This window comes from Streptomyces argenteolus (genome assembly GCF_042902585.1).
Taxonomy (GTDB): Bacteria; Actinomycetota; Actinomycetes; order Streptomycetales; family Streptomycetaceae; genus Streptomyces; species Streptomyces argenteolus.
In genome coordinates this window covers 165822-178262 of the sequence record NZ_JBIBEG010000004.1, presented here as the reverse complement: position 1 = coordinate 178262, position 12441 = coordinate 165822, and the positions used below count along the sequence as shown (strand labels likewise).

General features: G+C 70.2%; 11 protein-coding genes. 3 read left to right on the top strand and 8 right to left on the bottom strand.

Annotated features, from left to right (window positions below):
* Positions 1-141 precede the first annotated feature (141 nt).
* From ACFY8O_RS16760 to ACFY8O_RS16745, 4 genes are all read right to left on the bottom strand, one after another.
* On the bottom strand, positions 142-1047 hold the full coding sequence (locus ACFY8O_RS16760; RefSeq protein WP_387902860.1) for a hypothetical protein: 906 nt from the start codon (positions 1045-1047) through the stop codon (positions 142-144).
* 897 nt (positions 1048-1944) lie between these two features.
* Complete coding sequence (locus tag ACFY8O_RS16755) at positions 1945-2244, bottom strand: hypothetical protein (protein WP_145807231.1); 300 nt, start codon at positions 2242-2244, stop codon at positions 1945-1947.
* Between the two features lie 756 nt (positions 2245-3000).
* On the bottom strand, positions 3001-4143 hold the full coding sequence (locus ACFY8O_RS16750) for an FAD-dependent oxidoreductase (protein ID WP_387902856.1): 1143 nt from the start codon (positions 4141-4143) through the stop codon (positions 3001-3003).
* Positions 4144-4360: 217 nt separating this feature from the next.
* The gene (locus ACFY8O_RS16745) at positions 4361-5056 is read right to left on the bottom strand and encodes a TetR/AcrR family transcriptional regulator (protein WP_387902854.1); all 696 of its coding nucleotides are present in this window, start codon (positions 5054-5056) and stop codon (positions 4361-4363) included.
* 268 nt (positions 5057-5324) lie between these two features.
* Between ACFY8O_RS16745 and ACFY8O_RS16740 the strand changes: the two genes are divergently transcribed.
* Positions 5325-5759, top strand: coding sequence for a hypothetical protein (locus tag ACFY8O_RS16740; protein ID WP_387902851.1), 435 nt, complete (start codon positions 5325-5327; stop codon positions 5757-5759).
* Between the two features lie 652 nt (positions 5760-6411).
* Positions 6412-7440 (top strand): C40 family peptidase, encoded by a 1029-nt coding sequence (locus tag ACFY8O_RS16735; protein ID WP_387902849.1) that lies wholly within the window; start codon positions 6412-6414, stop codon positions 7438-7440.
* 443 nt (positions 7441-7883) lie between these two features.
* Here the strand turns inward: ACFY8O_RS16735 and ACFY8O_RS16730 are convergent, their stop codons facing one another.
* The 4 genes from ACFY8O_RS16730 to ACFY8O_RS16715 all read right to left on the bottom strand — a co-directional run bounded on the left by ACFY8O_RS16730 (position 7884) and on the right by ACFY8O_RS16715 (position 11228).
* Complete coding sequence (locus ACFY8O_RS16730; protein WP_387902847.1) at positions 7884-8495, bottom strand: TetR/AcrR family transcriptional regulator; 612 nt, start codon at positions 8493-8495, stop codon at positions 7884-7886.
* Positions 8496-8555: 60 nt separating this feature from the next.
* Positions 8556-9272: an ABC transporter ATP-binding protein gene (locus tag ACFY8O_RS16725; protein ID WP_387902844.1), complete on the bottom strand. Its 717-nt coding sequence runs from the start codon at positions 9270-9272 to the stop codon at positions 8556-8558.
* Positions 9269-10396, bottom strand: a complete 1128-nt coding sequence (locus ACFY8O_RS16720; RefSeq protein WP_387902841.1) for an ABC transporter permease — start codon at positions 10394-10396, stop codon at positions 9269-9271. Before ACFY8O_RS16720 ends, ACFY8O_RS16725 begins: the two co-directional genes overlap by 4 nt.
* Positions 10397-10880: 484 nt before the next feature.
* Complete coding sequence (locus ACFY8O_RS16715) at positions 10881-11228, bottom strand: cyclophilin-like fold protein (protein ID WP_387902838.1); 348 nt, start codon at positions 11226-11228, stop codon at positions 10881-10883.
* A gap of 405 nt (positions 11229-11633) precedes the next feature.
* Here ACFY8O_RS16715 and ACFY8O_RS16710 point away from each other — a divergent pair, with 405 nt between their 5' ends.
* Positions 11634-12362: an SDR family NAD(P)-dependent oxidoreductase gene (locus ACFY8O_RS16710; RefSeq protein WP_387902835.1), complete on the top strand. Its 729-nt coding sequence runs from the start codon at positions 11634-11636 to the stop codon at positions 12360-12362.
* Positions 12363-12441 lie beyond the last annotated feature (79 nt).

Here is a 12441-nt window from a genome sequence, read left to right as displayed (position 1 = left end):
CGCCGCCGGGCGGGGCCCGCCTCTCCCCCGCCCCGTCCGTACCCCCCCGCCCCCCGGGGGGGGGGGCCCCCCCCCCCCCGGCCCCGGGGGGGGGGGGGCCCCCCGCGGGGGGGCCCCGGCCCCCCCGCCCCCACCACGGGGTCAGGGTCTGGTGAGCGTGATGTCGGTGCTCTGGAAGTCGGTGACGCTCGCCGGGTAGTCACGGTCGTCTGCGGTGGTCGTCGCGCGCAGCACAGCTGAGCCGGGCTCGAAGGAGGCGCTGGAGTCTATGTTGTTGGGAAAGGAAATGGTCCACGGGACCGGAGCGCCGGGCTCGCAGACCACCGTCAGGTTTTCGTGGGAGCCAGCCGCCGTCCCGCGCTTCTGGGTCTGGAAAGCGCTGACGTTGAGGCTGAGGCGGGCCGGCTTGTTGCAGGTGGCAGTGCCGCCGACGCCGATCTCACCCGTGCGGGTGGTCACGGTGCCGGTGAGGTTCAACTGCACGCCGATGACGAGTTCGGCGGGCGGCTCAGGCATACGGGCGTGGAGTTCGCCGCGTACAGGCAGGCTCGATCCACTGCAGTACCGCTCGAAGCTGGCGTCGACCTCACGGACATAGCCGTGAGGTCCGTACGCGATGTGCGAGATGGTGAACGAACCGGTTCCGCTCTCGCAGTATCTGTCGGTCACGCTGAACTGCAGCTGAGGATCCTCCGGCTGAGCCTCGGGCCAGCTACGGGCGTCGGAGTAGGTGGTGCCCGAAACCAGTTTCTGGCCGTACGGAGCTTCCATGGAGAGGGCCCAGCGCTCGCCCTCCGGGGTGACGACAGTGGCGCCTACCGCAGACTCCGTCGTCGGTCCGGAGATGTCGAACATCTCTGTCGTCTCGGGGGTGAAGGTGTAGGCCTGGCCGCCGGAGATGTACTCGCCCGGCTCCCCGCTGAAGCTGAGCGAACCCGTCACCGCTTCATGGGCCTGGGCGGTGCCCGTGAGTGGGGCGATCGTCGCCGTCAGGGCGAGGGCTGCCGTGAGGACGGCCGCCGTCCGGGTCACTCTGCGAACCAACACGCTGCTTCTGATCAAGACTCTCCCTCATCGGAGGTGCTACCGGCCTGGAAGGGCGGTGACGACAACGACCGATTGTCAAGTACGGGTCAAATGGGGCCGGCGGGGAGACCCGTGATCTCCGCACCAGCACGTCCGGAAGCTAGCACCGACCACTGACAACGCCGCTGGTGCTCCCATGGGCGGAGGTCACTGACGGATGGGGCGTTGGCCGGCCGTGAGCTCACCGCGCCTTCTCCCGGCACGCGGGGACGGGTACTCACTCTCCGTGTCACCGATCAGGTCCACGAACGACTGTAGCCCGCCGCGTACATGCGGCGGGCTGTGCGGTTGCGGTGAGAGGCTCGTCAGCTTTCGGCCGTGCGCGAGGCGCTGGGTACCGCTCCAGGCATCCGGTGCTCGATCTGGTGCCCGCCCCGGGCGGAGCCCGCAATGGTTTGGGCGCGTGACCTCGGCGCGGCCCGTACCGATACCGCCGCGGACCAGCCCGGTGGGAGGGGTGGATCGGCGCGCATGAGTTCCGCCAGGTGATCTGCGCGCAGCCGGCATCCTGTGGGGAGCAGGCTGACTGACGCGGCGTCCGACGGTGGGGTCGGCGTCGAGGAGCAGTGCGGGGCAGTGGCTTGGACGATGTGGAGGCCGACGGGGCGGCTGCCACCCCGTTTCCGGAGCGCCGTCGGGCAGGGGCGCGTCGGTGGATGAGCGAAACGGATCTCGCTCGGCCCGATGCCCGAGCGCCACCCCCGGGAACTGCGCCGGCGCGGGCCTGACGCGAGGGCGGGTGCGGGGGAGGGGCGGCACCCGGTTTCGGGTGCCGCCCCGATCAGGTGCGGGCGGGCGCCCGGGTAGGTGCCCCTCGAACGAGGGAGCGGAGCTGCCCGTGCCCGGCCGGGCACGGGGTCAGACGGTCGCGGCCATCCAGCCGATGGTTTCGGGCGTGTGCTTGCCGTCGCTCTTGGCGGCCCCTGCGTACACCTCGTTCAGGCGGATGAGGAAGCCCGTGTTGGTGACGTCGTGGATGCGGATGCCCGGCGTCTCGGGGCCGTTGAACGTCTGGGTCAGCGGGAAGACCACGACCTCGGAACCCGCCGGGAACGGAGACGGGAACGTGACCCGCGTGAACGTCGAGGTGTTCCCCCCGCTCGTCTCGATCGCGTTGTCGGATCCCAGAATGATCTTGCCGGTCTGGATGAAGCTCATCGTCGACGTCCCTTGCTGATTTCCTGTGTGCTCAGCCGTCCGCGACGGCCACCGGGACACTGGTCACGAAACGCGCCTTGTATGCCGAAGTCCCACAGATGAGTGATCATTTTCCAGCCAGCGCAGCCGTGAACGCCTGAGTGAGGGCTGGAGCCTTCGCGCTGCTCGGCATGGCCGGGCGCGGGCCCCCTGGTCCTCGGCGCCGAACTCTTCATCGCCGGTCGGCGCGGCGAGCCTCACCGCGCCCCGCTGACCCACGAGTACGACGAGGAGATCGACGAACTCCGCGAGCACATCACCCGCCTCACTTTCGCAGCGGACCTCATCCCTCGCCGTGCCTGGCCCACCCGACCGGCGGCGTGCTCCCCCTGCGCTCGGTAACACGACGCTGGGGGCCGCGGTGGCGGTCAGCGCTGTGGTTGGCCCTCCTGGATGCCGCGGTCAGCCCGCGCGCACGAGTTTCGTGGTTCGACCTGGCCTGTGTGCCTCGGTAGCGGAAGACCTCTCGCAGCGCTGACCCAGCGTCATCCCGCTCCGGAGGCAGTCACGAGGACGGCTGAAAAGGGTACGTGAGGCAGTTGAAGATCGTTTCCCGTTCGGCGAACGATCGACCCGAACCACCGGGCGTGCGTGTCCTGTCGCCGTCATCGCGCATCTCTCCGGAGGGCGAGGGGTGCCCTCGCGGCCGCTCGCCCGTCGATGCTGCTCCTGCTCCGGGGCTGGTCGGGGCGGATCGCCTGGTGACCGGCTGGGGCCTTACCGCCCGGCGGGGCCGGACGTGAAGAACCCGATCATCTGCTCCAGGCCGTCCTTGCCGAACATGGTGTCCAGGCTGGCGGCGGACTCGGCGGCGGAGGCCTCGCTGCGCGGGAAGAGGGCCTCCTCGTAGGCGGCCAGCGCGGCCTCGGTGTCACCGGGGTGGGCGGCGAGAGTGAGGGCGAGCGATGCGCCGTCGTACATCGCCAGGTTGGCGCCCTCGCCCGCGAACGGAGACATCACGTGGGCGGCGTCGCCGAGCAGTGTGACGCCGGGAACGCGATCCCAGCGGTGGCCGACGGGCAGGGCGTGGATGCGTCGTGGGGCGATCGCCTCCGCATCGGCGACCAAGCCGCGCAGGTCCTCGCTCCAGCCGTCGAAATGAGTCAGCACGGCGGCCTTCGCGGCGATGTGGTCGTTGAAGTCGATGGTGTCGATCCAGCTCTCGTCGGCCTTGAGCGCGGTGTAGACGTGGAGGCTGCCGTCGGTCTCGTGGTGGGCGAGGAAGCCGCTCTCGTGTCCCAGGGCGATGAAGAATCCGCCGCCGACGAGGGCGGCGCTACCCGGGTGGCGGGTGGCGGCCTCGTACAGGTCGGTCTCGACGAAGGAGATGCCGGTGTAGGCGGGCTTGGAGTCGGAGAGCAGTGGCCGGACACGGGACCAGGCGCCGTCGGCGCCGATGAGGAGGTCGGTGGTGACGGCGGTCCCGTCGGTGAAGGAGACCTCGTGGCGGCCGTCGCCCAGCGGACGTGCGCCGGCCACTTTGCGGCCCCGGTGGACGGTGCCTTCGGGCAGGGAGCTCAGCAGCAGGTCGCGCAGGGCGCCGCGGTCGACCTCGGGGCGGTCGCCGTCGCCCTCGTCCTCGCTGGACACATGGACGGTGCCGTCGGGGCCGAGCAGGCGCACGGCCTGGCCGCCCTCGTGGACGATCTTGAGAAAGTCCTCGTGCAGACCTGCGGCGTGCAAAGCCTTCTGCCCGTTCTCCTCGTGGATGTCGAGCATGCCGCCCTGCGTGCGGGCTTCCGGGCCTGACTCCAGGTCGAAGATGACGGACTCGATGCCGTTGACGTGCAGGACACGGGCGGCGGTCAGACCGCCGAGGCCGCCGCCGACGATCGCGACGGGGAAGTGGGTGGTGCTCATGGTGGACCTCTTCGCAGGAGTGGGAGAGCTGGCCGCACCCGGGGGAGCGGCTGCGGCCATCGGTGTCGGCGCCCGGGTGCGGCAGCGCTACGCAATGGCGTCGCAGCGGTCCTTCCGGCCACTTCCCACCCTAACGAACATGTTCGTAGCGAACAAGTTCGTCGAGGAGTGTGCTTCGCTGCCGGCGGCGGGCGACGCGCGCCGGAGCGGTCAGGACTCAGTCGGCTCGATGCGGTACCGCTGTGCCCGTGATGCCGTTGACGAGGACGTCGAAACTCCAGCGAAGGCGGTCCTGGACCGTGCCGCCGATCAGGTCCGGCATGTGTGCGGTGATCGCCGGATGTGTGGTCTCGTCCACGGCGTGCAGCGCGTGCACGGTGGTGTTCCAGTCGTCCTCGGCGGTCGGGTCGTGCTCGTGAGTGGACTGTTCCGCGGCGGTGGCCGTGGCGTCCTGGAGCAGCTTGTCCACCCCCCAGGCAACCTGGGCGCGCGGAGCGCCGCTGCGCGCCAGCAGGTCGAGGATGCGTTCCACCAGCCGCAGGTAGTTCTCGCCGCTCGGTCTGGCCACGAGCGCGGAGCGGGCGAGCTGGGGGTGCTCGAACAGCACCAGGGTGTACGACGTGATGACGGAGCGCAGCAGATCGCGCCAGTCGCCATCTCCGTCCCGGCCGCTCAGATCCACCTCGCCGAGCAGCGCGTCCAGGACGGCGGCGTGCAGCTCGGCGGTGTTGGCGACGTAGACGTACAAGGAGGCCGGGCCGGTGTCCAGCTCTTGCGCCAGGCGGCGCATGGTGAGCTTCTCCAGCCCCTCGGCCCGCAGGATCCGTAGGGCCGCGTCCACGATCAAGCGCCGGGACAGGGCAGGCTTCGCCGGACGCTCGCGCCGGCTGACCGGCTCTTTTCTCCCGTTCATGCGCCGATCGTAACGAACGCGTTCGGTGCGGGGTGCGGTCGGCGGGACGAGCGGCTGCCCGGGGCGACGCCCGGGTTCACACGCGGCCGCAGTGACGGTTGCCGCGACGGACCCCGGGGTGCAGCTACGCACCGGACGGCTTCGGCCGAGAACTCGGCAGGCGCCCCGACACCGCACAGGACCCCTTGACCGGCGTACGTCACCACGGGCTGCCGGGCGGAACAGGATGTGCCGGCCCGGTCATCGATACGAGTGGTGGGTGGGGTCCGTGGAGCGGAACGAAGACCAGATCCTGGCTGAGGAGCTTGCTGCTCTGGGCGCGGCGGGTGGGGGTAGTGGTCGCGTGGTCCGGGTGGTGGCCAAGCTGATGAGGAAGGAAGTCCACGAGGTCGATCTGCTTCTTCCCTTGCCCTTCGACGATGCGGTGAAGCGTGTTTCCGACGTGCTCGGGAAGGCGGGCCACATCATCGAGCCCCTTGCGGTTCGCGCTGGTGAGGACGTAACTGTTCGCATCGTCGCCAGCGGCGGTGCCGGGGGTCTGAATCCCGTAGTGGTGACCGCGCGCGTGCTGAAGGCCGATGACGACCACTCGGAGGTCTGGCTTCGTGCCGCTGCCAAAGAGGGGCTGATCAGACAGCGAGCGGGGGAGAAGACTGTCGCGCTTCTCGCCGCCCAGCTGAGCAGGGCAACCGGAGAGGGTTGAGCAAGGCAACCGGCAAGGACAGGACGGACGAGGTGAGCAGCGAGCCGACCGTAGCCCTGCCCCTCTCCGAGTGCTCAACGCTCCGGAAACTGGGGCGTCGTCGTCGGCGCCCAGGCGCGTTGTGCTTCGAAGAGGACGGCTTGGGCAGTTGTTGAGCCGGCCTGGGGAGCGGTTCGGCACGTGCCGTTGTACAGCAGCTGACCAGCTCTCGTCCCCGTCGGCGTCAGGGGCGAGCCCGAGCGCTGGCTTCGGGGGGCGGTGAGGGCGGCGAAGGTCCTGGACGCCGACCCAACTCGCCTGTTCAGAGTACGACTTCAGTCATCCGTTCCTCAGTGGGTCAACGGCAGCCGGCGGTGCGGGACGCGAACTGGACCACGCGGCGGGTGTCGTGACCATCGGCGCAAGCGAACTGTCAAGTAGCCGTTACGCGTTGTGCATGGTGAGTAAAGAAACCTTCCGGACCTCGCGATTCTCCTGGCGGAGATTGCTCCCATCACGAAATGGTCACTAAAGTTCGTGATCGAACCTTCGCGCGATCGATCACCCGTCCGGGTGGCAGCGAAGACGCCGTCGTATCCGTGTCGTGCCTGGAGCCAGCCATTCAGCTCCTCCGCGGCCCGGTGGACGGCTCGAGGAGAAGGAGTTCGCCTCCGTGGCGTCCCACCGTCGTCCCAAAGCGCCGAGCCGTGCCCGCGTGACCGTGATCACCGCCTCCGCCGCCGCCGCTGTCGCCCTGTCCGCTCAGGGAGCCCACGCCGACCCCAAGCCGACCAAGAGCGAGGTCAAGGCGAAGGTCGACAAGCTCTACTCGGAGGCCGAGAAGGCCAGCGAAAAGTACAACGGAGCGAAGGAGCAGCAGGACAAGCTCACGAAGGAAGTCAGCGCGGTACAGGACAAGGTCGCGCGCGGACAGGAAGAGCTGAACGCGCTGCGGAGCGAACTCGGGTCCATCGCAACCGCGCAGTACCGCTCCGGAGGCATCAGCCCCTCCGTACAGCTCTTCTTCTCCTCGGACCCGGACGGCTTCCTCGACCAGGCGTCGGCGCTGGAAGGCCTGACCGCCAGGCAGACCGAGTCTCTGCAGAAGATCCAGGCCAAGCAGCGCTCCCTCGCGCAGGAGCGCAAGGAGGCCCAGGGCAAGCTCGCCGAACTCGCCGAGGTGCGTGAGGCGCTCGGCAAGAGCAAGAAGGCGTCCCAGGCCAAGCTCGCCGCTGCCCAGCACCTGTTGAACACCCTGACCGTGGCCGAGCGCGCCGAGCTCGCCGAGAAGGAGCAGCGCGCCAGCCGTGATGCGGGTGGGAGGCTCGACCTCGGCAACGAGGTCGCCGCGTCCGGCCTCGGTGCCGCAGCGCTCCAAGCGGCCAGCACGCGGATCGGGATGCCGTACTCACACTCCGTCACCACGGGCCCCAACTCGTTCGACTGCTCGGGCCTGACCCAATGGGCGTACCACCAGGCCGGTGTCGAGATCACCCGCACCACGTACACCCAGATCAACCAGGGCACCCGCATCGGACAGAGCCAGCTGAAGCCTGGCGACCTTGTCTTCTTCAGTGGCAACTCGCACGTCGGGCTGTACGCCGGCGGCGGCAACGTCCTGCACGCCCCCTACCCGGGCGCCTACGTCCGCATCGAGTCGATGAGTACGATCGGCAGTTTCTACGCGGCGGTCCGCATCTGATCACACCGCGAGACCTGCGCCTTGCGAGCGCGGGCACTCCGGCCGCGGCGCCGGCCGCCCTGGCGTGGCGTACCGGGCGGCCGCGGCCCGGGGGCGGGTAGTTCAGGGAGTGCTGCGGGACGGCGGCCCTGTGGGCGGGGCAGCGGTGATCAGAAACACGCGCTTGCCCAGAGTCCGTACGGGTGCTCGGGACGGGCAGGTCGGCCCGTCGGCTCCCGGCGCCGGATCGAGGTCCGGCCCACCGTCATGAATGCCCCCACGCGCCGGCCCGAAAGGCCGTCTGCGATCGCGCCGGGCAGCTCTGGACCCGCCGATACATGACGCCCGGTTCATGGGCGCGGCCGTCGCCCGGCTCCGCTGACGGCTACGAGGTCCGTGACGAGGCTGCCTTTGACCCGGGCTTCAGCGCTGGTCTGCGCGGAGGGGGTGCGGCGACCGTGAGGTCAGCGCCCTGTGTCCGAACTGGGCACCACGTCGGCGGTGGGGGTGAGGCAGCGGCGCACGAGCGCGAGGGTGCGTTCGGTGGCCGTGTCGAGGGGGGTGCCGTGTTCGACCGCTGCGAGGGCCGTGTGCAGCATCCCGGCGATCAGGTCGGCCGTGAGCGCGGGTTCAGGAGCGCCGAGCTGTCGGACGGCGGCGCGGAAGGGTTCGACCTGTTCCAGGTGGAGTTCCATCAGCCGTTGTTGGCAGACCGGAGGAAGGCCGGCGTTCATGAGGGCGGCGGCGGGCCGGTGCGCCCCTTCGGCGCCGAGGCGAAGACTTTCCCTGAAGAATGCCTCGATGCGTTCCAGCGGGCTGTTTGCGGTGGCCAGGGCGTGGGCGAGCGCCTCGTTGGATCGTCGGAAGGCTTCTTCCGTGATGGTGGACAGGAGAGTGGCCGAGGAGTCGAAGTACTGGTACACACTGGAGCGCGCCAGTCCCGCGCGGGCGCCGACCGCCGCCGGTGTGACGGCGGCGGCGCCCTCGTTGACCAGGATGTCGATCGCTGCCTCGATCAGCGCCTCGCGTTGCTGGGCGCGGTGCTCGGCGACGGTGGAGGCGGTGATCTTCGGCATGCGGGCGAGCTCCTGGGTGGCGGACGGGGCCGGGAGCGAGGGGCCGGTCTACGGCGCCGGTCAGGACAGGCGGCCGTCGACCATCTCGTGGACCCGGTCGGCAACGTCCATTATCGCCGTGTCGTGAGTGACCATGACCGTGGCGGTTCCGCGTTCATGGGTCTGCTCGGCGATCAGCCGTACCGCTTCGGCGGAGCGGACCCGGTCCAGCGCGGAGGTGGGTTCGTCCACGAGCAGGACGGCGGGGGAGGTCATCAGGGCCCGTGCCAGACCCGCCCGCTGGCGCTCGCCACCGGACAGCTGGTGCGGCCGGGAGGCGGCACGGTGGGCGAGCCCGACGGCCTCGACGAGTTCGACGGCGCGGGCCCGTGCCGCGGCGTCGAGCCGGCCGTCGATGTGCAGGGGCAGCAGGAGCTGTTCCAGGACGGTGAGTGAGGCCAGCAGGTTCGACTGCTGGAAGACGAAGCCGATGTGGCGTCGGCGGGCGGCGGTGCGTTCCTTGTCCGGCAGGGCGGTCAGCTCGGTGCCGGCGATGTGCACGGTGCCCGAGCTGGGGCGTTGGAGGCCGCCGGCGACGGCGAGGAGGCTGGACTTGCCGGAACCCGAGGGGCCGACGACGGCGACGAACTCGCCGGGGGCGACGCTCAGGACGACGTGGTCGAGGGCCGTGACGGCGGCGTCCCCGTCGCCGAGGGTGAGGGTGACGTCGTCCAGGCGCAGCCCGCCGGGGTTCACGGTGTCAGCGGCGGTGTGGTAGTCGGAGGCGGGTGTGGTCATCGCGTGGCTCCCAGGGCGGTCAGAGGGTCGACGGCGGTGATGCGGCGGACGGCGACGACGGCCCCCACGGTCCCCAGGGCGATGAGGAGGCCGGAGGAGGTGGCGATGGCCGGGGCGGACAGGGAGAACGGGGCCTTGCCGATCATCGCGCTGCCCAGGGCCAGGCCGACGGCGGTGCCGGTGGCCGTGGCACCGACGAGCACGGCGACGACCTGGGCGAGCGCGTCGCGCAGGATGTATCCGGTGGGGGCGCCGAGCGCCTTGAGCAGGGCGATCTCGGCCTTGCGCTGGATGGTCCAGACCGTGAAGAACGCACCGACGACCAGGGCGGAGATGGCGTAGAGGAAGCCCTTGATCAGGGCCATGGTGCTCGACTCGGCCGCGTAACCGGGGGACGCGTCGAAGGTGGCCTCCTTGGTCTCGGCCCGGGTCGCGGTCGCCCTCTCCACGGCGGCGACGTCGGTACCGGGCTTCAGGGTCAGGGCGACGGCTGTGGCCTGTCGGCTCGCGGCCTCGGGCAGGTCGCCCGGCAGGCCGTAGTGCAGGTGGCGCCAGGTGTCGAGGTCGGCGTAGGCGACACCGATGTGGCCGTAGGAGACGGTCTCGTCCACCAGGCCCACTACTTTCAGCCGCACCTCGCTCCTGTCCGCGGTCAGAACGTCGCCGACCGCCACGCCCAGGTCGGCGATCTCCTGGGTGATGACGATGCCCGCACTGCCCTCGTCCAGGCCCTTGCCCGTGCTGGGGCTGGGGGCCAGGGCGGAGTCCGGGGCCATGCCGAAGACGGCGAGGTTGACCTGCTCGCCCTTCTTGGCGCCCTGGGTCACCTGGGCATTGGCCAGGGTGTTCCCGAACGGCTCCGCGCGCTCCACGCCCGGGGCCGTGGACCACGCCCGCCAGTCCTGCTCTTCAACGGTCGAGCGAGAGAACTTCTCGCTGGTGGCCTTCTCGTCGAAGGCCATGTGGGTCACGGGCAGCGCGCGCAGACCGGAGATGCCGGCATCAGCCAGACCGGAGGCCAGTCCGGACAGCAGGACGCCGAGCACGGCGATGAGCGCGACGACCGCGCCCATCAGGGCGAAGCGACCGCGAGCGAAGCGCAGATCGCGTAGGGCGAGAAACACGGATTCTCCGAGTAGGGAAGGTGATGGGGCATGACGACGGAGCCCGCCAGCTTTGCCAAAAGTTGACGACTCCGGTGTCGGCATCCTATCCAATGTTATCGACACGCCTGTCGGCATGTTGTACTCAGCGCGAAAGCGAGCAGGGGCCGCACAGGGAGATCAGCGGCAGGGGCATGGGGCGGCGCCGTGATCGTGGTGCATGCGGCGCCGCTGATCGAGGTGGGCATGGGGCGCCTGTCGGCCGTGTGTCCGCCGATGGCGGGGCCTGCGACCGCACGAGTCCCGAGGCGACCTGGAGCAGCGGGACCTTTCCGGGCCCCGTGACAGGGCCCGGCCTTGCGCAGGCCGCGGATCTTCCGCGTGCACAGCCGGACCGGTGAGTTCTGTCCGGTGGTGGGTGGGGGGCCGGCGACGACCGCGGCGGTCGGTACACCCAGGGCGGCCAAGGCTCAGACGCACTGCCTCGGCGGCGCGGGGGGAGGGGTCAGGCAGCTTCGATGCGGATGTGTTGCGCTCCGGCGAGCCGGTCGATGTCGCCGGGGTCGGTGAGCCGCCCGAGGATGATCAGGCTCGGGGAGTGATCGCCGTCGCGGTAGAAGAAGGCCAGATTGCCCCAGGGGGCGTAGTAGGCGAGGTCGCCCGCCTTCGGCCGTGAGGCCGCGGGTGCGCCCGTGGTGTCGAGCGTGCGGGGCGGGTGGGCGATCCGCTCAGTCCGGTGGAAGTCCTCCGTCTCCAGGGTGAGCGGCAGCAGGTCGGTCAGATCGCGGGCGGTGGCGCTTTCGTTCAGGGTGGCGTCGACCCGGTGACCGTCGATCGTCAGGTGGAGGTTCATGGCAGTGCTCCTGTCGGAAGTACCGGGGGTCGTTTCCTGGGCCGTGGTCGGGTGACGCGCAGGGGACGCGGGCGGGCTGGAGGGCTCGGACGACGGCGTGGTCCGATTCGTGGCGCACGCGGACGCAGCCAGGGCCAAGGCCAGTGCGGGGGCCATACGGGCGAGGGGGCTGAGCAAGGTCTGTCCTCGGGGCGATCGGGGAGGCCGCGGAGGTGGGGGCTGCTGTCACCTACGGGTACCGCGGATGCCGCTGACTCCAGGAAACCGGCCCGGCGTGGCGGGACCGAGTCACGGATGAGGGGTGTAATACCGGTGCATCCCTGCCCTGCCTGTACGGCCGTAGCGTCGGACTGTACGGAGGCGCGGATCGCGGTTCCTGACGTCGATGCGGAGGATGGTGCGGGCATGAGCCGAATTCTGGTGACGGGTTCTGCCGATGGGCTCGGGCGAGCGGTGGCGGACGCCCTGCTGTCCTGCGGTCACCAGGTGGTGGTGCACGCCCGCAACCCTGCGCGGGCGCAGGAAATGGGTGACTTGGTGGCCCGGGGGGCCGATCTGGTGGTCGCCGACTTCGCCGACCGTGATGCCGTGCGGAGCATGGCCGCCGAACTCCGCGAGGTCGCACCGCTGGACGCGGTCATCCACAATGCCGGGGTGTGGAGCGGACCGGCCGTCATGCCCGTCAACGTCGTCGCCCCGTACCTGCTGACGGCTCTGATGCCCTTGCCCGGCCGGCTGGTGTATCTGAGCAGCGGCTCCCATTTCAGCGGACGCCCCGCCGTCGACGGAGTCGACTGGCAGGGACTCAGCCCTGGCTCGTACGCGGACAGCAAGCTGTTCGTGACCACCCTCGCGGCCACGGTGGCGCGGCTGCGGCCCGGCACACCGAGCAATTCCGTGGACCCCGGCTGGGTGCCGACGAAAATGGGCGGCCCGGGCGCGCCGGCCGATCTGGTGCTCGGTCATCAGACCCAGCAATGGCTTGCGGTCGGCGATGACCCGGAGGCGATGACGACGGGTGGCTACTGGTATCACCGTGAGCGGCAGCAGCCCCACCCCGCCGTGCACGACGGGGTCTTCCAGGACCGTCTTCTGCACACGCTCGCGCAGGAGACAGGAGTCGAGCTCAACTGAAACGGTCCCCGGGCACACGAGAACGTGGCAGCTGTTGGTCCTGCCTGCGAGGCCCGGGCCGTGAACCCCGCGCCGTGCA

Bases quoted from the DNA above. Each gene is read 5' to 3' on its own strand.
- ACFY8O_RS16755 (WP_145807231.1), bottom strand. From the start codon at position 2,244: ATGAGCTTCATCCAGACCGGCAAGATCATTCTGGGATCCGACAACGCG.
- ACFY8O_RS16730 (WP_387902847.1), bottom strand. From the start codon at position 8,495: ATGCCGAAGATCACCGCCTCCACCGTCGCCGAGCACCGCGCCCAGCAA.
- ACFY8O_RS16725 (WP_387902844.1), bottom strand. From the start codon at position 9,272: ATGACCACACCCGCCTCCGACTACCACACCGCCGCTGACACCGTGAAC.
- ACFY8O_RS16715 (WP_387902838.1), bottom strand. From the start codon at position 11,228: ATGAACCTCCACCTGACGATCGACGGTCACCGGGTCGACGCCACCCTG.
- ACFY8O_RS16710 (WP_387902835.1), top strand. From the start codon at position 11,634: ATGAGCCGAATTCTGGTGACGGGTTCTGCCGATGGGCTCGGGCGAGCG.
- ACFY8O_RS16745 (WP_387902854.1), bottom strand. From the start codon at position 5,056: ATGAACGGGAGAAAAGAGCCGGTCAGCCGGCGCGAGCGTCCGGCGAAG.
- ACFY8O_RS16750 (WP_387902856.1), bottom strand. From the start codon at position 4,143: ATGAGCACCACCCACTTCCCCGTCGCGATCGTCGGCGGCGGCCTCGGC.